The 23,700-nt window shown below is 36.1% G+C and carries 23 protein-coding genes; all 23 read right to left on the reverse strand.

Features of this window, described 5'->3' with window-relative positions:
- Nucleotide 1 precedes the first annotated feature (1 nt).
- The 23 genes from gmd to BUB99_RS08395 all read right to left on the reverse strand — a co-directional run bounded on the left by gmd (nt 2) and on the right by BUB99_RS08395 (nt 23,611).
- Complete coding sequence (gene gmd / locus BUB99_RS08285) at nt 2-1,114, reverse strand: GDP-mannose 4,6-dehydratase (protein WP_073121382.1); 1,113 nt, start codon at nt 1,112-1,114, stop codon at nt 2-4.
- A 23-nt stretch (nt 1,115-1,137) separates the two neighbouring features.
- Nucleotides 1,138-2,097 (reverse strand): NAD-dependent epimerase/dehydratase family protein, encoded by a 960-nt coding sequence (locus tag BUB99_RS08290; protein ID WP_073121384.1) that lies wholly within the window; start codon nt 2,095-2,097, stop codon nt 1,138-1,140.
- On the reverse strand, nt 2,094-3,035 hold the full coding sequence (locus BUB99_RS08295) for a glycosyltransferase family 2 protein (protein WP_073121386.1): 942 nt from the start codon (nt 3,033-3,035) through the stop codon (nt 2,094-2,096). Before BUB99_RS08295 ends, BUB99_RS08290 begins: the two co-directional genes overlap by 4 nt.
- Entirely contained in the window at nt 3,016-3,831 is an 816-nt protein-coding gene (locus tag BUB99_RS08300; RefSeq protein WP_073121388.1) for a glycosyltransferase family 2 protein, read from the reverse strand. Before BUB99_RS08300 ends, BUB99_RS08295 begins: the two co-directional genes overlap by 20 nt.
- Nucleotides 3,828-5,012, reverse strand: a complete 1,185-nt coding sequence (locus BUB99_RS08305) for a hypothetical protein (protein WP_073121390.1) — start codon at nt 5,010-5,012, stop codon at nt 3,828-3,830. The genes BUB99_RS08300 and BUB99_RS08305 overlap by 4 nt, the downstream gene beginning before the upstream one ends.
- The gene (locus BUB99_RS08310) at nt 5,013-5,861 is read right to left on the reverse strand and encodes a glycosyltransferase family protein (RefSeq protein ID WP_073121392.1); all 849 of its coding nucleotides are present in this window, start codon (nt 5,859-5,861) and stop codon (nt 5,013-5,015) included.
- A gap of 9 nt (nt 5,862-5,870) precedes the next feature.
- Entirely contained in the window at nt 5,871-6,557 is a 687-nt protein-coding gene (locus BUB99_RS08315) for a glycosyltransferase (protein ID WP_073121394.1), read from the reverse strand.
- A gap of 8 nt (nt 6,558-6,565) precedes the next feature.
- Complete coding sequence (locus BUB99_RS08320) at nt 6,566-7,795, reverse strand: glycosyltransferase family 4 protein (RefSeq protein ID WP_073121396.1); 1,230 nt, start codon at nt 7,793-7,795, stop codon at nt 6,566-6,568.
- A 5-nt stretch (nt 7,796-7,800) separates the two neighbouring features.
- On the reverse strand, nt 7,801-9,987 hold the full coding sequence (locus BUB99_RS08325) for a polysaccharide pyruvyl transferase family protein (protein ID WP_073121398.1): 2,187 nt from the start codon (nt 9,985-9,987) through the stop codon (nt 7,801-7,803).
- Between the two features lie 11 nt (nt 9,988-9,998).
- On the reverse strand, nt 9,999-10,796 hold the full coding sequence (locus BUB99_RS08330; protein ID WP_073121400.1) for a phytanoyl-CoA dioxygenase family protein: 798 nt from the start codon (nt 10,794-10,796) through the stop codon (nt 9,999-10,001).
- A 7-nt stretch (nt 10,797-10,803) separates the two neighbouring features.
- Nucleotides 10,804-12,114 carry a flippase gene (locus BUB99_RS08335; protein WP_073121402.1) on the reverse strand — a complete coding sequence of 437 codons (1,311 nt, stop codon included), beginning with the start codon at nt 12,112-12,114 and terminating at the stop codon, nt 10,804-10,806.
- A 25-nt stretch (nt 12,115-12,139) separates the two neighbouring features.
- On the reverse strand, nt 12,140-13,003 hold the full coding sequence (gene rfbD, locus BUB99_RS08340; protein WP_073121404.1) for a dTDP-4-dehydrorhamnose reductase: 864 nt from the start codon (nt 13,001-13,003) through the stop codon (nt 12,140-12,142).
- A gap of 1 nt (nt 13,004) precedes the next feature.
- Entirely contained in the window at nt 13,005-13,541 is a 537-nt protein-coding gene (rfbC, locus tag BUB99_RS08345; protein ID WP_073121406.1) for a dTDP-4-dehydrorhamnose 3,5-epimerase, read from the reverse strand.
- A complete protein-coding gene (gene rfbA / locus BUB99_RS08350; RefSeq protein ID WP_073121408.1) occupies nt 13,538-14,398 on the reverse strand; it encodes a glucose-1-phosphate thymidylyltransferase RfbA in 861 nt (286 codons plus the stop codon). The genes rfbC and rfbA overlap by 4 nt, the downstream gene beginning before the upstream one ends.
- Before the next feature lie 2 nt (nt 14,399-14,400).
- Complete coding sequence (gene rfbB, locus BUB99_RS08355; RefSeq protein ID WP_073121410.1) at nt 14,401-15,447, reverse strand: dTDP-glucose 4,6-dehydratase; 1,047 nt, start codon at nt 15,445-15,447, stop codon at nt 14,401-14,403.
- On the reverse strand, nt 15,444-16,535 hold the full coding sequence (locus tag BUB99_RS08360; RefSeq protein ID WP_073121412.1) for a Wzz/FepE/Etk N-terminal domain-containing protein: 1,092 nt from the start codon (nt 16,533-16,535) through the stop codon (nt 15,444-15,446). Before BUB99_RS08360 ends, rfbB begins: the two co-directional genes overlap by 4 nt.
- The gene (locus tag BUB99_RS08365; RefSeq protein WP_170863762.1) at nt 16,536-18,974 is read right to left on the reverse strand and encodes an SLBB domain-containing protein; all 2,439 of its coding nucleotides are present in this window, start codon (nt 18,972-18,974) and stop codon (nt 16,536-16,538) included.
- A gap of 148 nt (nt 18,975-19,122) precedes the next feature.
- A complete protein-coding gene (cysQ, locus tag BUB99_RS08370; protein WP_317041712.1) occupies nt 19,123-19,950 on the reverse strand; it encodes a 3'(2'),5'-bisphosphate nucleotidase CysQ in 828 nt (275 codons plus the stop codon).
- Between the two features lie 5 nt (nt 19,951-19,955).
- Nucleotides 19,956-21,245, reverse strand: a complete 1,290-nt coding sequence (locus BUB99_RS08375) for a sulfate adenylyltransferase subunit 1 (RefSeq protein WP_073121418.1) — start codon at nt 21,243-21,245, stop codon at nt 19,956-19,958.
- A 43-nt stretch (nt 21,246-21,288) separates the two neighbouring features.
- Nucleotides 21,289-21,639 (reverse strand): four helix bundle protein, encoded by a 351-nt coding sequence (locus BUB99_RS08380; protein ID WP_073121420.1) that lies wholly within the window; start codon nt 21,637-21,639, stop codon nt 21,289-21,291.
- A gap of 40 nt (nt 21,640-21,679) precedes the next feature.
- Nucleotides 21,680-22,585: a sulfate adenylyltransferase subunit CysD gene (gene cysD, locus BUB99_RS08385; RefSeq protein WP_073121422.1), complete on the reverse strand. Its 906-nt coding sequence runs from the start codon at nt 22,583-22,585 to the stop codon at nt 21,680-21,682.
- Nucleotides 22,578-23,177: an adenylyl-sulfate kinase gene (gene cysC, locus BUB99_RS08390; protein ID WP_073121423.1), complete on the reverse strand. Its 600-nt coding sequence runs from the start codon at nt 23,175-23,177 to the stop codon at nt 22,578-22,580. The genes cysD and cysC overlap by 8 nt, the downstream gene beginning before the upstream one ends.
- The gene (locus tag BUB99_RS08395; RefSeq protein WP_073121425.1) at nt 23,174-23,611 is read right to left on the reverse strand and encodes a DUF2061 domain-containing protein; all 438 of its coding nucleotides are present in this window, start codon (nt 23,609-23,611) and stop codon (nt 23,174-23,176) included. Before BUB99_RS08395 ends, cysC begins: the two co-directional genes overlap by 4 nt.
- Nucleotides 23,612-23,700 lie beyond the last annotated feature (89 nt).

The raw sequence follows: 23,700 nt of genomic DNA on the forward strand, positions 1-23,700 counted from the left end.
TTTACTCTGCCTGCTTCAATATTTCGTGACCACCTTCGAGCAAATATTTATCTTTCTGAAAAAGTTTCAAATCAGATTCCATCATCTCATTAACTAGTGCCTCCAAATCATACTCAGGCTTCCAACCCATTTTTGTGTTGGCTTTAGTCGGGTCTCCAATTAACAAGTCTACTTCAGTGGGTCTAAAATATTTTGGATCAATTTTCACCACTGCCTGCCCCACTTTAAATGCGAAATCAGCGTTTTTAGAAGACTTCACGATTGCTACTTCGTCGATACCCTCACCTTTGAAATCCAACTCTACTCCTACATAAGAAAAAGACATCTTAATGAAGTCACGAATAGTAGTCGTTACGCCTGTTGCCAAGACAAAGTCTTCTGGCTTATCCTGCTGCAACATCATCCACATACCTCTTACATAATCCTTTGCATGCCCCCAATCTCTTTTAGAATTCAAATTACCCATATAAGTGCAATCTTGAAGACCCAAAGCCATCTTAGCCACAGCTCTCGTAATTTTTCTTGTCACGAATGTCTCACCACGTAATGGGGACTCATGATTAAAAAGAATCCCATTACAAGCATACATATTATACGCCTCTCTATAATTAACTGTAATCCAATAACCATACATCTTAGCCGCCGCATATGGAGACCTTGGGTAAAAAGGTGTCGTTTCTTTCTGAGGCACCTCTTGAACCAAACCATACAATTCAGAAGTAGAAGCTTGATATACCCTTGTTTTTTCAGTTAACCCTAATAATCTTACAGCCTCAAGCAATCTTAAGGTACCTATACCATCAACATTAGCCACATACTCAGGCGTATCAAAACTAACTCTCACATGAGACATGGCTCCAAGATTATAAATCTCATCTGGTTGAATATCTTGAATCAACCGAGTCAAATTCATAGAGTCCGTCAAATCTCCATAATGCAATATTAATTTAGCATTGTCCACATGAGGGTCTTGATATAAATGATCTATTCTATCTGTATTAAATAATGAAGACCTTCTTTTTATTCCGTGAACTTCATACCCCTTATCTAAAAGGAGCTCTGTTAAATAAGCTCCATCTTGCCCTGTTATTCCTGTTACTAAAGCTTTTTTCATAAATTTAATACTCACTTAATACGTCAAATTCCTTTCAATTTCCAATCAACAAGGGCAGTTTCCAATGTATATTCAAATTTATACCCACTATCAATAGCGTTTTGTGGAAATATATTTGTAGAATAATATAATTTTTGAATCCTACGATGATGCATCGAGTTTTTCAAACCAATAGAATCCATTATTTCAAAAAAGTAGGCCAGTACTAGCATAAACCTATATGGCAGTACTGGTGTATATACTTTCAACTCAAACTCTTTCTTAAATAAGTCAATAATGTTTGATAATTCACTATTTTCAGGAAAGCAAAAATTAAAGACGTCGCTTTCATTTTTTGTTTTCAATAAGAATGCGATAAAATTAACTAATTCAAGTACATATATATTCGCCTTCACAGTTGATTTTCTTCCAATATAAGGGAAAAATCCTTTTTTTAATTGAAACAATAATTTGGTGAAATTCCCATTTTCATTCTCTCCAAACACTACAGCAGGTCTAACAATTTTGAGAGTTCTTCCTTTCTCCTTTTGACTCCAATTCTTCAATTCTTTTTCTGCCAATAATTTTGAAATCCCATACGCAGAGTCAGGCGCAGTTAATGAATCATCAAAATTCTTTTTGTCACCTGCTTTAAACACCATCATTGTACTGGTAAATAAGATTTTCTCAACTCCTTTATCTTTACATAGTCTTATTACATTTTTAGTACCCAAATAATTAGTATTAAAATACTCGTCCCATTCAAACCCTGGTTCTTTACAAAGTGCTGCAAGATGAATACATGTATCTATTTCAAAAGGCTGTAGTGCAGTCACCATTTCTTTATAGTCACGTATATCAGCAATAATATTTGTTACCCCATTAATTCTGGAGGGTTTCAAATCTACATTTATAATCACTACATTCTCGTAACGTAATCGGAGCAACCCAACCAAATGGCGACCTATAAAACCCGACCCTCCAGTTAATAATATGTTTTTCATCTCCAATATGATTTATTCATCCCTATTCTAAGTTTAGTTTTTCTTGATAATACTTGTTCAATCATACCTAACCTAAACGCTGCAAATTTTGCTATTACACGGCAAAATGCATAAGGTATCAAGTAAAACAAGTTACTTTTTAGCAAAAAACGAATTTCTGAGATAACGAACTTTAAACCCTCACCTCCGGCACTACCAAAACTCTCCCTGATCCAACTTTCCCTATTATAAAATACCCCTACATCAAAATATCTTCTAAACTCCTCAATAATAGTGTATGAGTGGCTGTGATACACAGATGCTTCGGCACAATAAGCTACCTTATACCCTTTCAGTAACATTTTTGCAGCTATAGACATGTCTTCAGCAAAGATCGTGTCATCAGGAAAACCGTTGACATCTTTATAGGCCATATAATTGTATGCTGCAAATGAGTTAGACATAAAAGCTGTTTTTATTCCATATCTAAGAATGTCCTCTTTCGATTTAATTTTAGATTCCGTTGAATAATTAAAATACCTAGCATGAGCCTCTAAAGGTTGAGCATTGACATGAGGTATCTGCCTACCACACACTGCACCAATTTTTTCATCAATTAAGATTTTAACCAAATTACCCAGTGAATTGGGATTGGCTAGTACCGCATCTTGGGTCAGAAAAACAATGAATTTAATATTCTTCGAGGATCTAATCACATAATCCACACCTAAATTACGAGTTGCCCCATGGTTAAAATCTTTTTGTGAGATACTTATACATTCAAACCCTGCATCTTTACTAGCCTGAAAGGTATTATCCTTAGAACCAGAATCAATAACAAGTATTAACTTAGGTCTAAGTTTCTGCATCAAAAGCGACTCAATCACTTTACCCCATAATAATCCTCCATTATATGTTGGGATTACTACCGCAAAACTATTACTCGAAACTAAAGACATAAATTAATTTTATAAGAGAATAAAATACCGTAATATTTTTGAACTTGTAATTCATATATAACTCATTCTTGGCAGACATAATTTTCCATTTCTTATCCACTGTTTTTCTGTCCTTATTCCATCCCCTACAATGATAAGCCCATAGTTTATCTTCAATTAAATGATCCAGTCCCAAATTTGTAACTCTTATGGATAGGTCAATATCCTCCTTGTACATAAAATAATTAGAATCAAATAACTCATCATCATTTTTAAGGTCGTCTACCAATGACATTTTCATTACCATCAGAGCACCACATACCCCTGCTACTTTGATATCCTTTTTTACTCTATTTTCAATAGTTTCTCCTTGACCGATATCGAACCATTTGCCATAAACTGTTTTTCCTAAACCTAAACTATCATACTTTCCAGTAGCTCGAAGCTGTTCGATATCATACCCCAATAAAGGACCTGAAAGAATACCAAAATTGACATCCGACATTAATTTCTGCTTCAATACGTAAAGCCATTCATCCCTTAAAAAAACATCATGGTTCAAAAAAACTATATGAGTAGCACAAGTAGATTTTTCGTTTAGCCCTAGGTTATTAGCTCTACCAAAACCCAAATTATCTTTTAAATACAAAATACGAATATTATCGTTATCCTCCGACTCAAGATACTTTTTGTCGGTTGAGTTATTATCAACCACAATGACTTCAACGTCCGGTACTCCTCTCAAAGGTTTCAAGCATTTAGCCAAGAATCTCTCGCTATTATATGTAACGATTATTATAGAAATGAATATTTTCATAACATACCTGGGTTCTCATCCAAAAGAACTTTTCTAAACTTAAATCTCAATAATATAGGATAAACTAACTGAAGACTCATTCCAGAAAAAGAAAACATATTATCAAATATTAGGAAACAATACAAAGAACATACTATTGCCGATGCAGTTGAATAGTACTCACTTCCTTTCTTAATTAACCCAAAATAAAAAACGGGAAAATAGAGTAAAAAAACAAACATAAAAACAATGCCGAACCAACCAAAGTACATAAAACTTTTAGTGTAAACACACCCAACGGTAAGGAAAGGTAAAAATTTGAATATCCCAGTTTTTTGTACTCCTCTTAACTCATTTATTCTTTTGGCAATAAAATCAAAATTTAGCTCATTTGTGACGAAAGTAATGAAAGTGTTCAAAGAACTACCTCTTGGTTCCCCTTGGTTAATATTATGCTGGAGATTTCCTATAGGAGATCCAATATATAAATACGACCAAAAATATTCATCCGGAATAATACTTTTCTTGAAAGATGCATCTGCTTTTCCAATTTCTAATATATAATTAGTTTCCACGCCTTTATACATATTAGTAGTTCTAACATTTCCCAAATAGCCAAAGCCAAAAAGAAGGGTGAATAAAAAAACCATCGCAACACACTTCTTATAAAACCTAAGGCCTCCTTTAAATTGATAGTAAACAAAAAAACAAGAAACTGTATTAATCATAAACATTCCTCGATTAAACAAAAGAATAGGTATAAAAAGTAGAAGTATAGAGTATAATAAAATTTTTCTTTTCCCTGTAGATAAAAAAATACTAAAAAAATGGACCGTTAAAAATGAAGTATAAGTAACTACAAACACATGAAATGTAGGTATTCCAAACCGAGTATAATCATAATCGGCCCCACTTAATATTAAAACCAAAGGTATCCCTTTGTTGTAAATAAACTCTATGCTCCATAAGAAAAGAGAGAATATAAATAACCATTTTTTATCACTAGAGATTGTAATTATTTCGTATTTGATTACATTTTTTCTCTGAAACCAAAAACCGAATAATCCAGTCAAAATAAAAGTAAAAAATAAAAATACTAACAGATTTGCTTTCAACTCAGGAAACGCACTTGACCAACCAAATTGACAAACTATCAGAGAGGCTCCAAACGCTAAGCAGTAGATGTAATAAGGATTCGCCATTTATAACAGCATTTTTTTTACCCACATTACAGCGAACTGCTTGGTCTTAAACATTTTAGACAACTTAAGCATGCGTATAAATGTAACCACAATTAATAGTACTCCACTTTTTTTATACAAAGAAAACTCCTTGGCACCTTCACAATAGAATTTAAACCTAAACAACCTACTCTTAAGATTATTATCGCTATCATCCGAATAATTTTGAGAAAGAATCAAGTTTACAACAACAAATTCTGAAAATTTTGCTTTTACTTTTTCAAAAAAATAAAAATCACTGAAATCCAACTGAATCTTTTCATTGTAACCTCCCACTAAAAAAAAAGCATCCAAGTCAATTAAACATCCACTATTTATCAATGACCTGCCTTTAAAACTCATTAAACCATCTTTCACTCTATTAAGAGTAAAACCACGATTAAATAAAAATCGACAAGGAGATATTATCTCCTTAGATTTAATTATAGGAGCATATATAGCTTGTAATGGATACATTTCAACTGCATCAACATAGGCAGATATAGAATTAATTGGGAAAAACGTATCTTGATCGGCTATTAACAGCCTGCTCTTTTTTAAAATGTCCTTTGCGTATCTTGCTCCTATATTGTAGGCCAAACTAATACCTGAATTAAGTGGGTCTCCAATATATTTTATTCTCCAATTTTCAAATTCTTGTAGTCCAACATTCAATTCTGGTGAATTATCATAAACAATGAGATCCATTTTACAATCAGTTCCCTTTAAAATATCAGAAAACGAATTAAAAGTTATAGATTCAACAAGTCTTGTTTTATACAATACAATGATAAGAGCATTTTTTTTCGAAAATTCAAATATGTCATTCATATAATATATCTAATTATTCATGTTGATTTTTTCGATCAAAAATTGAAAGACGTAATAACAAAAAGCCAGCCCCGTAAGATAAATTCCGTAGTTATGCCGGACTACAGACAAAGATTCTTTCCAATTAAAATGATGACTAACTCCATCAGGTATGGCAGACGCCAATAAATTTGGACAAGAAGAAAAAACAGCTCCCGACTTCAAAAGTCTTTGATTCAAATCAAAATCAGCATACGTTTTGAAATTTGTATCAAAAGGAGATGCTTTCAAAAGACTCTTTTTAACCAATAGGGCTTGATGATGTAAGGTATTTCCCAATTTCAATCTAAAGTCAGCCTTAGAGATAAAGGTATATCTGCCTTCAAGAATCACATTGCCATATAAAACATCTGAAAATCTCAAAACAGATTCTTTAGGTAATTTCAGTATTTTATCTCCAGCACCAAGATATAAAACATGACTGTTTTCACTTGCCATATTCCATCCTTTATTGAACGCATCATAAATTCCATTATCCTTCTCACTAATCCAAGAATTAATAAAGTCATCATGTCCTTTTATAATGTCTAATGTACCATCATTAGATTTCCCATCTACTACTATTAACTCAACCTTTCGATTTAGACTCTTAACACTTTGGATGGTTTGGTTCAACTCATCCGCTTGATTTAATACAACACATATGATTGTTATCATAATTCTAATTAGTTCACAATCGATGAATATAAATCTATATATTTTTGTACAACTACACTTCCATCAAAAACCGAATTAGTTTTTTCTAAACATTTCTCTTTGATACTGCTACTATCATTTGCCAACACCCATGAGATACCAGTTGCTAAATCCATCGGATCAAAAGGAACAGCCAAATACCCATTCTCCTTATGGTCGATAATATCTTTATTCCCTCCTATATCAAACGATACAACCGGTGTTCCACAGGCCATCGACTCAACAATCACATTAGATAAATTCTCTTGTAAGGAGGGAACGATTACGACATCAGCCGCACTAAGCAAAATAGCCATTGTCACATCATCATTAATTTGCCCAAAATACTGAATATTATCCCATAATATATCAGGCCTCTCTGGTTCTGAACTACCAAAAACACCTAATAATAGATCACTGGAACTTAATTGATTAAGCCCAAGAACTAATTGGTCGAAGCCCTTTCTCTTATCTCCAGTTGAATTCATGGCTCCAAACACAACTAATTTCTTATTCTCTGGTATCCCTAGTACGGATCTTGAATATTGCTTATCTAAAGGCTTATAAATATTACTATCAATAGGGTTTGGTAGATTAACAATTTTTCTTCCTTTGAAAAGAGAACTATCTATAGCACACTGTGCAATCCACTTACTCAAACCTACTATGACTAATTTTTTAATATCAACATAGTCCTTAGCCTTTTTCGCTTGTGATCTACTACTTAGATCAATGTTTTTTGTCGAACCCAAAACTTTACAAGAACCGCAATTTCTCTTGTATTTTTCACATTCTTCAGTATAATGGCATCCACCCGTAAAAGGCCACATGTCATGCAAACTCCAAACTACTGGCTTATTTAGCGCAGCAAGTTTACGTATTTCAAACATGCCAGGAACCCAATGCAAATGAATAATGTCAATGTCATTATCCTCAACAATTTTCCTAACATTGTTAAAACTAACGATAGGCGCACTAAAAGTAGTTTGCGATCTTTTTGAATACCTGCTTATGGCATATGTGTTTAGCCTATTAGTGAATACTTTAGAGAATTTGATAATGTCTCTTGAGTCAGACACTACGGTGTGATCGTCACTACTTTTGGAATTCGCCCAAAACAGCGAATCAATATCCCTTTCAATTAATGATCTATGAAGTCTATATGCAGCCCTTGCTGCGCCTCCAACCGTATCACTTTCATTTATATGAAGAACTCTCATTATTTTTATTTAAAACAAAACGACTGGTCTTTTGCGACATCTTGTAAAGAATACATAAGATCTAAATTATTATGATCGTCTAATAAGGCCTTGATTTTTCCACCACCTGTGTAGTCAATTGCATAAAACTCAGTCTCAAGTGTTTGAGCAAATAGCACTGAATGGAACCTCATGCAAAGGTTAACCTCAGAACTAACCATCCCTTCCAAAACCATGTCAACTGTAGAAGGCCTCTTTTCAAAGTCATATTCAATTCCTTGAAAATGTTCAGACAAGAATCTTCGATAGAAAACCCTGTCATCTCCACCTATATGAAAAGTGTGCATACTATAAAACTTAGGTTTAAGCCCTCGTTTTTGACACACTTTTTTTATCCCATTTGCCAAATTTGTTTCAAAGTCCTTTTTCTGCTTTTCAAATTCCTCTTGAGATAAATCTCTAGCATATTCATAACTCCAATCCCTTAAAAAACATGCCAATATTTTGTCTTTTTTTTCTGCCTTAAAGTGAGTGGACTGATTAATAACATAATTATAAGCTGGATCACCATTCAAACTAACACTCTTGTTTGGCACCAATTTATTGGCCAAAGAAACAGATTTACTATCCCGGAGCTTAATTACATCAGCCAAAGATAATATCTTCTTAACCACCTTTTCATACTTCTGGTTGAATATTGGACCTATACCACAACCATACACAATTGTCTTTTTGCCATTCTTTTTAGCTAAAAGAAATGCATTAAGAGGTATATTTAATGCGTCCATTTCCATTAACGGCCCTCCACCCATCACTACTTCATCAACATTAGATGCATAAGTCACGAATTCTCGTGAATAAAAAGCAATCACCTTCGCTTTCATATCTAACTCTTTCATCGTACGAACGGTAATAAAAGGGTTTAACGAGGCAATAATAATGTTTGTCTTTTTATCAATAGCTTTATAATCTTCTATAATAGAAGCCAAAATTGCTTTGTCGCCTACAGTTTCTGTACCATACCATCCTACAATCAAAACTGATTTTTCATTACTTACACTATCAGCTATCTTGCCTCTTTTAAAAAATGGTACAGTATATTTTGAGATTTTCAAGCTTAATAAAGCATTCCACTTCCATCTATTAATTATAGGTCTATACTCTTCTATCGTTGGCGGTGCATGATAATCATGCACACAAGTGTCACAATTTTCACTTTTTATTCTTGATCTTTCATCCAAATTTTGGTCATAAATTGACCGCGCTGATACCTTAAGGGTAGAACCTAATTCTTTTGACTTTGGTGCACAATACAATAATTGACCTTTACTGTCTAGAACTACTCCATCTTCATGGTATGGACATCCAATTGTTCTAGACCCACCATTTAATACTGAAATAATACTGTCATAGGTTCTTTTAAACATTGGAGATGTTTCGTAATCATACCTTAAGCGATGAAAAAAGCAACTCAGGTGATATGTTTCATCTTCATTAAAATTTCTAATCTCGTCTAATAGCTCATTATTGTACAAACGAGTAATAAATTCACCGACTCTAAAACGACCATACAATTTTTCCTCTATCATCCAATCCAGAAGAGCATCCACTTCATAAACATTGGATTTAGTGATAGTGCATCCAATAGCCAGAGGAATATTGGTGTTGTGCCTTATGTGGTTAATAACTTTAAGGGCAGATTCAAAGTTACCTTCTCTTCCCCTATGTTTATCATGGACATCACCATATCCGTCTAAAGAAACCATAACAGAGAAATCCTTACCGTACCCAGACAGTACTTCGTTAACTTTTTCAATCTGTTCTATCACATGCTCATCTTTTATTGCATTAGTGATAATACTCATCCCCCCCAATTTTGGTAGACTCTCACAACAAGCCTTATAAAGCTCAGGTAGGTCATCTCTCATAGTCGGTTCACCTCCGGTAATACCAACACCTGTAACTTCACCAAACAAAGGGTCCTTTAATAGTTCCGTTAATTCAATCGGCGTAATTTCAAAATCAAGCTTTTGCTCCCAAATATTACACATTGTGCATTTGGAATTGCAAATATCATTTGCCAGAAGATTAATAACATTTGGATAAGACTTTTTGTCAGTGCCTTCATTTCTCGTAATATATGCTCTTATAATCTCCTTTAAGTAAGGGGATTTAGAACTATACTTTGACTTTATTAATCTTATTAAACCCATCTTTCTTTTTCTTAAATATTCGATAACCTATTACCCACCTTATTTATAAACTTTTTAAGCAAGCTTTTATTTATTATGCGAGGGGACGCATTCTTATATGCTTTTGGTCTCCCTCCTGATAATACAACAGGTACACATCGAGGAGAAAATAATTGTTTAAATCCCTGTACGGAAAATCTGTATGCTCTTCTAGGCTCATCAACATCCACCAAGTCACTGCTATGAATAACCAAATGATGAAAAATCAAAACATCTCCAGCTTCCATTTCCCCGTGTATGTAATTATCCAAATCTACACCGTCCAACTTAAGCCTAGTATGATGTGTTTCCCCTTTCACCTGAAAATAAGGAAGAAAACCATTCTTATGTGAGCCAGGAATAAATTTCAATGCCCCATTTGCAATTGTCACATCATCTAACGCGACCCAAATAATAAACTTTGAAGGCTCATCCGTTCTATTCATAAAATCTTGATGCCAAGGAACAGCGTTCTTCTTTCCTTTGGGCTTATAGACTAAAGAATTCTCATATAGAAAAAAATCTTCCCCAACAATCTCTCTCAATGCCCCAATAACACCTTTATGGGTTGCCAATTGCTGAAATTCTGGATGACGAAAATACAAATCATATAGAGTACCTTGATCAACTCTATGATTCATAAAAAACTGATCAAAAGGATCAGTGTCCGTATGATCAAAGTAATCAATGATATCCTCAGTAAGATCCTTTGCCTGCTCTATTAGGTCTGTGCTTACAACATTTTTTAAAATGACGAATCCATCATTATTGAATTTTTCCTTCAAATTCATAATTAAATTATTTTATAAACAAAAAACTTTTCAGTTTGATCCAAAACAAACGTCGAGATCTTGATGAAATTAAATCAATTAGAAAGAATGCGACAAAATAGGAAGCCAAGCTCGTGAATGCAGCTCCAATTCCCCCATAAATTGGAATGAAATAAAAATTTAACGAAACATTTATAGCAACTCCAATTAAATTACGGTAAAGATCATACTTATTCCATCCTTCAGCAATTAACCACCTCCCACTCGCAATACCTTGAAAAACAAAAATTGAACTAAAAGCATGGATTCTCAGAATTACAGCAGCATCCATATAATCGACACCAAATAATAATTCGATTAAGTAATGAGATGAAAAAAGCATGCCTAATGCGAAAACAAATGACAAACCATTCAACAAAATGAATAAGAAAGAGAGCCTCTTATAATAAAAATCCTTTGAGACTTTTTTAGAATTGATTATAGATGGAAAAACAGAGTTACAAATAACAATACCCATCGAATACCAAACTTCACTCAATTTTATTGCAGATGAATACAACCCTACTTCTCTATTTCCAGATATTGATTGGATCATGACTTGATCAATTCTCATATACAACGTGTTCAGAGCAGCAGCAAGAATCAAAGGCCAACTTTGAACTATCAATCCTTTTCCAATTCTCCAATCAAATTCCCACTCTTTAACTCTGTTACCACTTTTTTCATACAAATACAAAAATGTCAAAACCAAAATAAACGTATCAAGAGCTATTGTAAATGAGAAACTAATCAAAGGAGCATTAGATACTACTAGCCAAAATTTGACAAATGAAGAAGTTACCAATGAGACAATATTTGCTATAAGGATATATTTGTTTTGTATTGTACTTTGAAAAAAAAGATCTATTACATTGAAACTCTGGAAAATTAAGGACGAGGAAATAATGAATACGAAAAGAATCTCAAATGAATCCTTATTAGATAACAATAAGAAAATATAGAGTATCAAAACAACACTAAAAGAACTCACCAATTTAATTATAAATGCAGTCCCTAGATACCTGTTCTTATCTTCTGGATTCTCAATCAAATGCTTGGTAATTACTCTATCCATCCCAAGAGTAGCAAAAGTCCCAAAGATCAGTACCAACGACTGAGAATAATTAAAAAAACCATAATCTTCTGGCCCAAGGTAACGTGCAACCCAAACACCAACCAAAACGCTCGAAATAATTCTTAATAATTTTTCCAGTAGCAACCATGAAGTATTGAAAAAGTATTTCTTTATTCCTTCTGCCGGTAATTTCTGAAATATTATTTCTTTGAAATTATTAAACATCAATAAAATTTCTTGTATTGTTAACCTATTGATCCAGCATCAAGTTTTTAACACATTTAGCGAGACTATTATCCCAGTCAACAATTTCAATACCCAACTCTGATCTAATTTTTGATTTGCTCAACACACTATATTTTGGCCGAGTAGCGGCGGAAACATATTCAGAAGACGAGATAGGCTCAACTGTAACATCCAACTGTGCTAAGTTGAATGTTTTCTTGGCGAATCCATGCCATGATGTTTCTCCATTATTACTGAAATGATAAAGGCCAAAGTTAGAGTTTCTCGATGAAATAATATTCAAAATAATTTCAGCCAAATCTGACGCGTATGTTGGTGTTCCGAATTGATCACTAATCACCCTTAATTTATCATTATCCTTTCCTAATCTAAGCATGGTTTTTACAAAATTATTGCCATACTCAGAATATAACCAAGAGGTTCGGAGAATAAAGTAACTCTCAAGCTCCTTTTTAATTGCCTCCTCACCTTCAAATTTGGTTTTCCCATAAACAGATAAGGGATTCACTAAATCATTCTCATTCAGAGGCTCCTTAACGCTTCCGTCAAACACAAAATCTGTTGAAATATGAATCAGCACTGTTTTTTGAGAAGCGCATATTTTCGCAAGGATAGAAGGTATTCCTTGATTTAGTAATTCAGCATTTTCAATATCGCTTTCAGCCTTATCAACATTAGTATAAGCGGCACAATTGACAATATAATCATACTCATTCTCCTTGAAAAATAATTCTATGGCATCTAAATCGAAAAGATCTAGTTCCTCGATATCGATAAACTCAAAAGTGACTTCATTAAAAGCTGAAATCATAGCTTTAATTGATGAACCCAATTGTCCTTTAGCGCCTGTAACTAAAACCTTGATCATTTTATTGATTTAATTTTGATAACTTTTCATCTTTCTCAGATAACTTCACATCAAGCGGGTCAAATTTCCAATCAATGTCCAAGCTTGGATCATTAAAAATCACTCCATCATCGTATTCCTTTGAGTAATGATTGTCAACCGCATACATCAATTCTGCATCATCTGTAAGTGCCACAAAACCATGTGCAAATCCTCGTGGGATGAAGAATCTTTTTTTATTTTGCGCACTCAAATACTCTCCATGCCATTGGCCATAAGTCTTAGAATTTTTCCTCAAATCTACGGCTACATCCCAAACCTCACCATTAATTACACTAACCAATTTCGCCTGAGCTTGAGGTGCTCTCTGAAAATGCAACCCTCGCAACACTCCTTTCGAAGATTTAGAAAAGTTTAATTGGACAATCTTAAAATCTTGATTAGTCAATTTATTGAATTGCTCCTCATTAAACCCTTCAAAAAAATAACCTCTATCATCTCCAAAAACAGCAGGCTCAATGATAACTGCATCCAATAATTTTGTTTTTACAATCTTCATTTCAATATGTCCATTAAATACCTTCCATAGCCACTTTTCATCAAAGGTTGGGCCAGCGCTTTCAGTTCATTATTGCTAATAAAACCCATCTTATAGGCAATCTCCTCTATGCAAGCTACCTTAAGTCCTTGTCTCGATTCTATGACCTCAACAAAAGTACCCGCCTCCATAAGAGAACCAAATGTACCAGTATCCAACCACGCTGTTCCTCTATCAAGGATTTGAACGGATAAACTTCCCCTGTTTAAATATTCATTATTAACAGAAGTAATTTCCAGCTCTCCACGTTCACTAGGTTCAATTGATTCGCTTATCTCCACCACATTATTATCGTAGAAATACAACCCTGGTACAGCATAATTTGACTTTGGCTTTTCAGGTTTTTCAACAATTGAAATTGCTTTATTATTTTTATCAAATTCAACTACTCCATACCTTTCTGGATCAGCAACATGATATGCAAATACTAAACCACCAGTCACATTAGTGGCACTTTGAAGTTTTTCTGATAATCCTGAGGCATAAAAGATGTTATCTCCTAAAATTAATGCTACTTTATCTAACCCAATAAATTCTTTTCCTATGATAAAGGCTTGAGCTAACCCTTCTGGCCTCTCTTGTACTGCGTAAGAAAATTTGCAACCAAGGTTCTTCCCGTCACCAAGTAGACTTTGAAACAATGGCAAGTCTCTCGGAGTGGATATAATTAGAATTTCATTAATTCCCGCCAGCATCAAAGTTGCTAACGGGTAATAAATCATTGGCTTGTCGTAAACTGGTAGCATTTGTTTGCTTACGGACAAAGTAAGTGGGTGAAGACGTGTCCCTGAGCCTCCTGCTAAAATAATTCCTTTCATGATTAATAATTATTTTTAAAGTAGTCCAAATATTCCCCTGTAGTAATATTATTCAGCCATTTAGAGTTAGACAGATACCAATCCACCGTTTTCTCCAGCCCTTCTTCAAATTGCAAGGAAGGTTCCCAACCCAATTCATTTTTAAGTTTTGAAGCGTCGATCGCATATCTTTCATCATGACCTGCTCTATCCTTTACAAACGTTATTAGTTCTCTTGATGAACCTTTACTTCTTCCAAGTTTTTTATCCATAACATCACAAACCAATTTTACTATGTCAATATTCATCCATTCATTAAATCCTCCGATGTTATATGTTTCTCCTAAAACGCCTTTATGGAAAACCACATCAATCGCATTCACATGATCCTCAACATATAACCAATCCCTGATGTTCTCTCCTTTTCCATAAATCGGCAGGGGCTTACTGTTTTTGATATTATTAATGCATAAGGGTAATAATTTTTCAGGGAATTGATTAGGCCCATAGTTGTTTGAACAGTTAGAGACAACAATTGGTAAATTGTATGTGTTTGCATACGCTCTAACAAAATGATCAGAGCTAGCTTTCGAAGCGGAGTAAGGTGATTTGGGGTCGTAAGGTGTCGTTTCCTTGAATAACCCTTCATTACCTAGTGAGCCATACACTTCATCAGTGGATACATGATAAAAAAGCTTGTTATCGAATTCATTTTTCCAAGTAGCTATCGCTGCATTAAGTAAATTCACAGTCCCAATTACATTTGTTATTACGAATTCCATAGGGTTGGATATTGATCTGTCTACATGTGATTCTGCCGCCAGATGAATCACACCATTAATTTTGTACTTAACAAAGACGTCTTTCACAAAATTTTCGTCGCAAATATCGCCCTTCAAAAAAGTGTAATTTGCACTACTTTCCAGAGAATCAATATTTGCCATATTACCTGCGTAGGTCAATTTGTCAAGATTATAAATATCATAATTAGGATATTTATCTACCATCAATTTAACTAAATGGGAACCTATAAAACCTGCTCCTCCAGTTATAAGAATTTTTCTTTTCATTTTCGATTTAAAATATAATGCCTAAAAAAAACATGCGTACACCCCCATATAACACCTAAAATAATAAATGAAACAAGTATTACGAATCTCTTCGGCTTACTTTTATCCTCAGGAATTCTGACTGGCTCTAATACTGTAAATACCGGCGTTTCCTCCTTCAATTTTATTTTGGCCTGTTTCACCTGAGAAGCTAATCCCTTATACACTTCAAATGCCACATTGTATTCATTCTCAATTCTGCGCAATTGAATCTGAGCCGTTGCAGAGTACACATTCATATTTCTATCGGTAGCTCTTGCCAACCGCACTTGTACCTCTTCAAATTCCGTTTTAGCCTCTTCGAACGTCTCAATTACGAAGGAAAGATTTTCTTTTGCTTTGTCTGTTTTATATTTAATAACTGATGATGTCACTTCCTTTTCAATCCTTTTTGTAATTTGTGCTGCTGCATAAGCGTCTGGCATCTCTACCTCTATTGTAATTAAACCATATTCCTCATTTATACTCAAAGAAATCCTTTCTTTGAATTTTTCTACAAGTTTCCATTCATCCTTAGTCAAGCGATAAAATCCTTGATTTTCTCTACTTTCAGAAACCTGTTGACCTCCTACAATAGCCTTTTTGATTAACCCTGGTATACCGATCGTATATCTTATCACATAACCTAAAAATGAAGGCTTCGCTATATTATCAAAATAATCAAAGGATGTTGTTCGAACATTCAGACTCTCAAAATAAATGGTGTCATTCATTACAGCCAGAATAAAAGGCAAGCTATTGACAATTTCTGGGTATAGCTGAGTGGAAAGCACCCCACCACCACCACCACCTTTCATCCCACCAAGGTCAATTCCTGCTAAACCTGCTAGACCACCAAGACCACCTAAACTCGGAGAAGCCCCCTCTGTAGCCTCTGGCAAGAGCTTGGTCGACGCTTCATACTCCACTGGGCTAGTAAAAGCCACGATTAAACCAATGATGACAAACACACCTGTTACTTTGGCAATAAACCAACGCCCAGCCCAAATCGTTTTGGCCAGTTCTACCAAATCAATTTCATCATCCTTTATGATTTCTTTTTCAGACATCTATTTCGCGTTGTTTATGATCTGCGTAATTACTAATGCCAATGTCGCTACACCAGAAGACAATGCTATCCAGCCCTGTGCACTCATTGGTGTTTTATTAGGTTTCTGAGGAATTACAATCTCCGCCCCGGGCTCTATCTTAGGGTAATTCTTTATCCATAGAAAACTACTTGTCTGTGCTGCGGAACCATTAGCATAAATCACGTAGGACTTAGATTTCTTAGCCCTCTGGTCAAAGCCCCCAGCTAAGCCTACATACTTTTTAAAACCTGACCCTTTATTAAACCTGATATTTGAAGGATATAAAACACTTCCTCGTACTCGTACCGTTTGAAGTTGTCTTGGTATACTAATAATATCACCTTTCTTCAAAATCAGATCATATTTAGAACCTGGGTCAGCCATGATTTTATCCAGCTGTATTCCAATCGCCTCCTCTTGTTTAAATACTACTGCTTCATTTGTAAACAAGGTGTCTCTTTTAAATATTTCCGTCAAATCCTGCTTTCTCACACGTATCGCATCATTAGCATAGCCCGGATCACTCACATTTTTTTTATAATATTCTGATTTTCGAATAAGTGTAGCCCCTTCAACATAGGAGTAATCAGATACTCCACCAGCTCTTTTCAGAATAGAAGATATCCGCTCATCCTTTCTCTCGATTACATATTTACCAGGAAACTCAACCTCCCCCTCTATCTCGACGGTCTCTTGTTTAATGTAGAAAGGGCTCTTACGAATAACCACCAAATCAAATGGTTCAAGTTCAAACTTAGAATCCTTCTCCGATATATCTAACTTTTCGCTTATTGGGAAATTGAAAATTTCAGCCGAGCTGTTTTTATCTGTTGTACTGTCTGGGTCTATCCTTCTGGCTACTTCCACAAAAGACTTGGCTGCAGATTCTTTGAATCCTCCAGCAAGAAAGATTAAATCTTTCACCTTCATCCCATCTACATATACAAACTCTCCTGGCTTTTGTACTTCTCCCTCAATCATCAAATTATATCGTTCCCGCAAATCATAAATGGACTGTAACTTTATCACATCATTACTTTGTAGAACTACACTCTCTTCTCCGTTCAGTAACTTTCTAGGGTTAAATGAAATATTAGCTAATGAAAAGTCCTCGTTTTGACGGATAATTACCCCTCTCTCCATAAAAGTATCTCCACGAACACCGTCCGCTAACTCAATCAGAGTAAGCAAAGTCATCCCTTCTTCTAACTGATATTCACCTGGGTTCATTACAGGCCCTTCTATTGTGACCCTATTGATAAACTCATTCGTGATTTTACCAACTTCTATTTCATCCCCGTTGTACAATTCGAATTCTCCTGCTTTATCAATTTCAAGAGAACGCACTGTTTTAAAATTTTTATCAATTCGACGTAGACTAACCACGCCCTGATATGCCATATTGGTCAAGCCTCCAGAATAAAACAATAAATCCTCAAATGTTTCTCCTTTCGTTAATTCATAAACCGCTGGGTTCTTGACTTCACCAGTAAATTTTACACGGCTGATATAAGGTCTTACTATTATTACATCCTGATCTTGTAAAGTAATGTTCTCTCCAGTACCACGAATCATAAATTCATATGCATCCAACGTTGAGATAAGTTCCTTTGCTCGATAAACTTCAATCTGACGCAAAGAACCATCTTTAGATGGCCCACCTGCACTGTACAATGCATTAAATGCTGTCCCAAAAGAGGATAAGGTAAATGTGCCTGGTTTTTTAACTTGACCAATTACATGTACATTGATCGAGCGTATTTGTCCTAAAGTCACATCAGCATTGGAACTTCTTCCTATTGTACTATATATCCTTTTCAGTCTGGAAATAATTTTGACCTTGGCCTTATCCATGGTTAAGCCCGTAATGTAAATAGGGCCTAAATTAGGTATGCGAATTGCCCCTTCGGGCGAAACGACAACTTGATAGGTTTTTTCTGACGCTCCCCATATATCAATAATCACTTCATCTCCTGGTCCTATTACATAGTTTGCTGGAGTTGGCATATTGAGTCCCGTTTCAAATGATAAAGAGCTGTTTTCAAAAAAACTTTGACCAAAAATCGTCAACCCATCGATAGAATCTGGTTTTTGATATTTAACTACATCAAAAGGATCAAATGCTCCTCCATTTTCTTGAGATCCTTGACTTTGGTTTGTATCTCGCAAGCGATCAATATTTGCAGTTTGAGAATTATTTGACCCTGACTTCAAATCGCTTACTCTTTTTCTGAGTTTCTGTATTTGTAACTCACTCATACCACGAGTCTTGGCCATCATCATCAGTTGATCCTCAGAATAGCCACTAGACTCTGCCTTCCCTATGAACTGCTTTATTTGTTCATCTGATAAATCATCTACATTGACACTACTGATGTTTTGTAAACTAGGACTCTGAGCTAGAGTTTCATTGCTCAAAAACAACACTGTTGTGACCAACAGCATACACGCTATATGCCTCATAGTTAATTTAAATTTTGCGCAAGGTAAAAAATTCTATCGAAGGGATTCGTCTTTTAATTTGAAATTAATGTTAAAGCTCCGCTCTACCGCCTCAGCTCTTACATCACCTTTTTATGGTACAAGAAACTAAGAAGTGTGGGTTCAGCAAATCTTCTTTATTGTAAAGCACTGACTGTACACTTTCCTTGATTGTCACTACACCCCCAGCGGCTTCCACTATAGCCTGTGCTGCGGCAGTGTCCCACTCCATGGTAGGGGCGAATCGTGGATATAGGTCGGCTGCTCCTTCTGCCACAGCCAGCAACTTGAGAGAGCTCCCCATACTCACGATCTCTGGATGATTTAGTCCATCCATAAAGACCTGTGTCTCGTCCGAAAGATGCGAACGCGAAGCAACTACTTTCAAGCCTGAGTCCTGCAGGTTGATTCTATTTACTTTTAGTTCGGTTGTTTCATTGTTTAGTTCTTTGAAAGCCCCTTTACCTTGAATTGCAAAATACAATTCGTCCTTTACAGGTACTTGTACTACGCCAAGAATAGATTGTCCTTGGTGAATCAAAGCAATATTCACCGTGAACTCCCCATTGCGCTTGATAAATTCCTTGGTTCCATCCAATGGATCAATCATCCAGAAATAACCCCAGTCCTTTCGTTCACTGTATGAAATAGCTCTGCCTTCCTCGCTTAAGATTGGCAAACCGGTCTTCTCCAGATGTGCTAAGATGGCAAGGTGTGAGGCTTTGTCTGCTTTCGTCAAAGGAGAGTCGTCAGACTTAGCTTCTACGGAGAAGTCCTCTGTTTCGTATATTTTTAAAATCTCAACAGCGGCATCTTTGGCAGCTACTTTGGCGACTTCTAAAAGTTGGTTCAAATCCATAAGAATAGAAAAACCATTGACTACTTGAGTCAATGGTTCGTTAAGTATTTTCAATTCGATTAAACAATCATCCCTGCAGCGACAGTCTCATTCGTCCCTTCGTCTACTAGAATTAAACTTCCCGTAATTCTATTTTTGGAATAAGAATCTGCCAACAAAGGCTTTGTGGTTCTCAACTGCATTTTACAAATGTCATTTGCACCGACTTCTTTGTCCTCCTCATTTCTATGGAGTGTACTGATATCCAATTTGTAAGTGATGTCCTTGATCATCGCTTTCACCTCTGAAGTCGTATGTCTCAGGATATACTTTGCGCGAGGTTTTGGTCCTTTGCCATTGAGCCAGCAAACCATCACTTCGATGTCTTGTATTGCATCTGGTTTGTTGTTGGTACGAACGATCATGTCGCCACGTCCAATATCGATCTCGTCTTCCAACTGTATCGTTACTGACATAGGTGCAAATGCTTCATCAATTGCTCCATCATAAGTGTCGATGGATTTGATCTTGGAACTAAAACCAGAAGGCATCACTGTGACTTCATCTCCAGCTTTGAACACACCACTAGCGATACGTCCGGCATAGCCTCTATAATCATGGTATTTGTCGGTCTTTGGTCGGATGACATTCTGCACCGGAAAGCGACAATCGATGTGGTTGTGATCACTACCAATGTGAATGTTTTCTAAAGTATAAAGCAACGTAGACCCCTCATACCAAGACATCTCCTCACTTCGGTTCACCACATTGTCGCCGTTGAGCGCAGAGATCGGAATGAAACGAACGTCCTTCACCTCTAGCTTTGACGCAAAGGCTTCATAATCTTCTTTAATCTGCTCGAATACCTCGTTGCTGTAATCCACCAAGTCCATCTTGTTGACACACACGATGACGTGCGGTATTTTCAACAAAGAAGCAATGATAGAATGCCTTCTGGTTTGCTCGATTACTCCTTTTCGGGCATCCACCAACAACAGTGCACAGTTGGCAGTAGAGGCTCCTGTTACCATATTCCGAGTGTACTGGATATGACCAGGGGTATCGGCAATAATAAATTTTCTTTTCGGTGTAGCGAAGTATCTATAGGCCACATCAATGGTGATGCCTTGCTCTCTCTCGTCTTTCAACCCATCTGTCAGTAGGGCCAAATCTGTATGATCGAGACCTTTTCGCTCACTTGATTTGGCTACTTGCTCTAGTTGATCGGCAAATATCGATTTTGAATCATATAGCAATCTACCGATCAGGGTACTCTTTCCGTCATCGACACTACCTGCAGTAGTGAATCGGAGAAGTTCCATGTTCAGGTAACCTTTGTTATCGTGAGGTGTTGTTTTTTCTTGTGTCATAATATTCTATTCACCGTTAACTATTGACTGTTAACTTTAACTATTATTTCAAGGAATTTCTTAAACCATTTAATTGTTTGCCAATCGAGTCTAGTGCTAAAATGCTGTTACTGAAAGCTCCTTTTTCAAGAAGGTCTAATTTGTTGGCAATTATCATTTGTGTTTTCAATTCAAAAGAGGATCCTAGTGAAAATTCTAAGAACCTAGAGAATTCTTTTTCTGAAGATCTACTTGACCCTTCGGCAATGTTTGAAGGAATTGATACAGCTGCCCTCCTCATCTGTGACACCAATCCGAATTTTTCTTCTGACGGAAATTTTTGGGTGTTTTGATACACTGAAACAGCAAAGTCTACAGCTTCATTCCAGACTTGATATTGCGAATAATCTCTCATCTTAAATTCAGGTTAGTTAGTGGTTAAAAGTTAGCGTTGCTTAAAAATAACCCTGCTTCTTTCTGTCCTCCATGGAGGTTTCTGAGCGTTTGTCATCCTCTCTGTTACCTCTTTCGGTTTGTCTGGCAGAAGCTACCTCGTCTACAATTTTCTCCAATGTATCCGCATCTGATTCATCTCCTCCGGTGATGGTAATATCTCCCAAGGTTCTGAATCGAATTTTCTTAGTAACTACTTCCTCGTCATCCGCTATCGTGATAAAGTCAGAGACAGGCAACCACGTATTGCTTCTGCGGATGACTTGTCGCTCGTGCGCGAAGTAAAGCGATGGCAAGGCGATGTTTTCCGACAAAATGTACTGCCATACATCCATTTCTGTCCAGTTGCTCAATGGGAAAACTCGGAAGTTTTCTCCCTGATGGCATCTGCCGTTGAAGATGTTCCATAGCTCTGGTCGCTGGTTTTTAGGGTCCCACTGACCAAACTCATCTCTGTGTGAGAAGAATCTTTCTTTGGCACGGGCCTTTTCTTCATCCCTACGTGCACCGCCAATACAAGCATCAAACTGATGCTCTTCGATGGTGTCGAGTAGTGTGACCGTTTGAATGGCATTTCTGCTGGCATTTTTACCCTTTTCTTCTGTAGCAGCACCGTCATCGATGGACTTTTGTACCGATCCTACAATCAGCTTCACACCAAGTTCCTCAACATACTGGTTTCTAAATTCCATTGTTTCTGGGAAGTTGTGCCCAGTGTCCACGTGTACAAATGGGAAAGGAATTTTGGCAGGGAAGAATGCCTTGCGTGCTAAGTGAGCGACACAGATCGAGTCTTTCCCTCCTGAAAACAGGATCGCTGGATTTTCAAACTGTGCGAAAACTTCTCTTAATATATAAATCGCTTCCGCTTCAAGCTCTTTGATATGCGTAAGATTGTAGTTACTCATGTATGTTGATTTTTTCTTTTACAATTTTATAAATAGCCTCTACGCCCTCGGCAATAGATACCTTGTACGATTCCACCACGACATCAGCGTTGATCGGCTTTTCGAATGGAGAATCTATGCCCGTGAAGTTCTTGATTTCTCCTCTTCTCGCTTTGGCATAAAGTCCTTTGACATCTCGTTTTTCACATTCTTCCAGCGGACAATCCACAAACACCTCCAAATAATTGTCTGAACCTACCAATTGCTTGATTTTCTCTCGCTCTTCGGCAAAAGGAGTGATGAATGCCGTCAAAACCACCGTCCCCGCATCGACAAACAATTTAGACACTTCGGCGATTCTTCTGATGTTCTCTTTTCGGCTTTCGTCCGAAAAATCTAAATCTTTATTGAGACCACTACGAATATTGTCGCCATCTAGAATATAGGTGTTTTGTCCATCCGCAAATAGTTTTTCTTCGAGAGCGCTGGCAAGTGTTGACTTTCCTGAACCAGACATTCCTACAAACCAGATCAAAAAAGGTTTGTAACCCAGTTTTTTAATGCGATCCGCTTGAGTGATCGAGTGGTTGTGTGGAATAATATTTTCGGTCATGATGTTGCCTTATTTTTTTCTCTATTGTCTAGGCCCAAATTGATGCGATACCATGCTTCTTCGTGCCCATAATAAAACAACAACTTAAGTGCTGATTCTATGAGTGCTATATAGGTTGCTTTTTCCATCGCATCATCATGACCTCCAAATATTAATAATGCAAGTACAAATGTAGTAGCAGATGCAATGACACGCCAGGTAATCGCCTTGGCTATATGCCTCATTTTGTTATTAAGCTTGGTGCTAACTTTGAACCAAACTCGCTCGTGCACATAATAAATTGCGATTTTGATCGTGGTTTCTGCTACTGTGAGCCATGATGCCATGGCAATTTCAGCTTTGCCAAAAAAGATAAGTGTTAATGTAAAAGTCGTTGCTGACGCAATAACTCTCCAAGTTATACTTTTGGCAATATGCCTGACCCTACTGTCCATTATTCGTATGATATTATTGTGAATTAAATTGAATTTTAAGAATTGCGCATGAATAGGTTATCAACAACAGAGTGTTGTAGACTCATGGT

It is taken from the genome of Reichenbachiella agariperforans (genome assembly GCF_900142205.1).
In the GTDB taxonomy this organism is placed as follows: Bacteria; Bacteroidota; Bacteroidia; order Cytophagales; family Cyclobacteriaceae; genus Reichenbachiella; species Reichenbachiella agariperforans.

Coding starts and splice junctions, on each gene's coding strand:
- BUB99_RS08380 (WP_073121420.1), bottom strand. CDS start 21,639: ATGAGAGATTATTCGCAATATCAAGTCTGGAATGAAGCTGTAGACTTT.
- BUB99_RS08305 (WP_073121390.1), bottom strand. CDS start 5,012: ATGGCGAATCCTTATTACATCTACTGCTTAGCGTTTGGAGCCTCTCTG.
- BUB99_RS08295 (WP_073121386.1), bottom strand. CDS start 3,035: ATGTCTTTAGTTTCGAGTAATAGTTTTGCGGTAGTAATCCCAACATAT.
- rfbC (WP_073121406.1), bottom strand. CDS start 13,541: ATGAAGATTGTAAAAACAAAATTATTGGATGCAGTTATCATTGAGCCT.
- cysC (WP_073121423.1), bottom strand. CDS start 23,177: ATGACCGAAAATATTATTCCACACAACCACTCGATCACTCAAGCGGAT.
- BUB99_RS08320 (WP_073121396.1), bottom strand. CDS start 7,795: ATGAGAGTTCTTCATATAAATGAAAGTGATACGGTTGGAGGCGCAGCA.
- BUB99_RS08375 (WP_073121418.1), bottom strand. CDS start 21,245: ATGACACAAGAAAAAACAACACCTCACGATAACAAAGGTTACCTGAAC.
- BUB99_RS08290 (WP_073121384.1), bottom strand. CDS start 2,097: ATGAAAAACATATTATTAACTGGAGGGTCGGGTTTTATAGGTCGCCAT.
- BUB99_RS08330 (WP_073121400.1), bottom strand. CDS start 10,796: ATGAATTTGAAGGAAAAATTCAATAATGATGGATTCGTCATTTTAAAA.
- BUB99_RS08360 (WP_073121412.1), bottom strand. CDS start 16,535: ATGTCTGAAAAAGAAATCATAAAGGATGATGAAATTGATTTGGTAGAA.
- BUB99_RS08325 (WP_073121398.1), bottom strand. CDS start 9,987: ATGGGTTTAATAAGATTAATAAAGTCAAAGTATAGTTCTAAATCCCCT.
- BUB99_RS08300 (WP_073121388.1), bottom strand. CDS start 3,831: ATGAAAATATTCATTTCTATAATAATCGTTACATATAATAGCGAGAGA.
- BUB99_RS08395 (WP_073121425.1), bottom strand. CDS start 23,611: ATGGACAGTAGGGTCAGGCATATTGCCAAAAGTATAACTTGGAGAGTT.
- BUB99_RS08315 (WP_073121394.1), bottom strand. CDS start 6,557: ATGATAACAATCATATGTGTTGTATTAAATCAAGCGGATGAGTTGAAC.
- rfbD (WP_073121404.1), bottom strand. CDS start 13,003: ATGATCAAGGTTTTAGTTACAGGCGCTAAAGGACAATTGGGTTCATCA.
- rfbA (WP_073121408.1), bottom strand. CDS start 14,398: ATGAAAGGAATTATTTTAGCAGGAGGCTCAGGGACACGTCTTCACCCA.
- BUB99_RS08335 (WP_073121402.1), bottom strand. CDS start 12,114: ATGTTTAATAATTTCAAAGAAATAATATTTCAGAAATTACCGGCAGAA.
- cysD (WP_073121422.1), bottom strand. CDS start 22,585: ATGAGTAACTACAATCTTACGCATATCAAAGAGCTTGAAGCGGAAGCG.
- rfbB (WP_073121410.1), bottom strand. CDS start 15,447: ATGAAAAGAAAAATTCTTATAACTGGAGGAGCAGGTTTTATAGGTTCC.
- gmd (WP_073121382.1), bottom strand. CDS start 1,114: ATGAAAAAAGCTTTAGTAACAGGAATAACAGGGCAAGATGGAGCTTAT.
- BUB99_RS08310 (WP_073121392.1), bottom strand. CDS start 5,861: ATGAATGACATATTTGAATTTTCGAAAAAAAATGCTCTTATCATTGTA.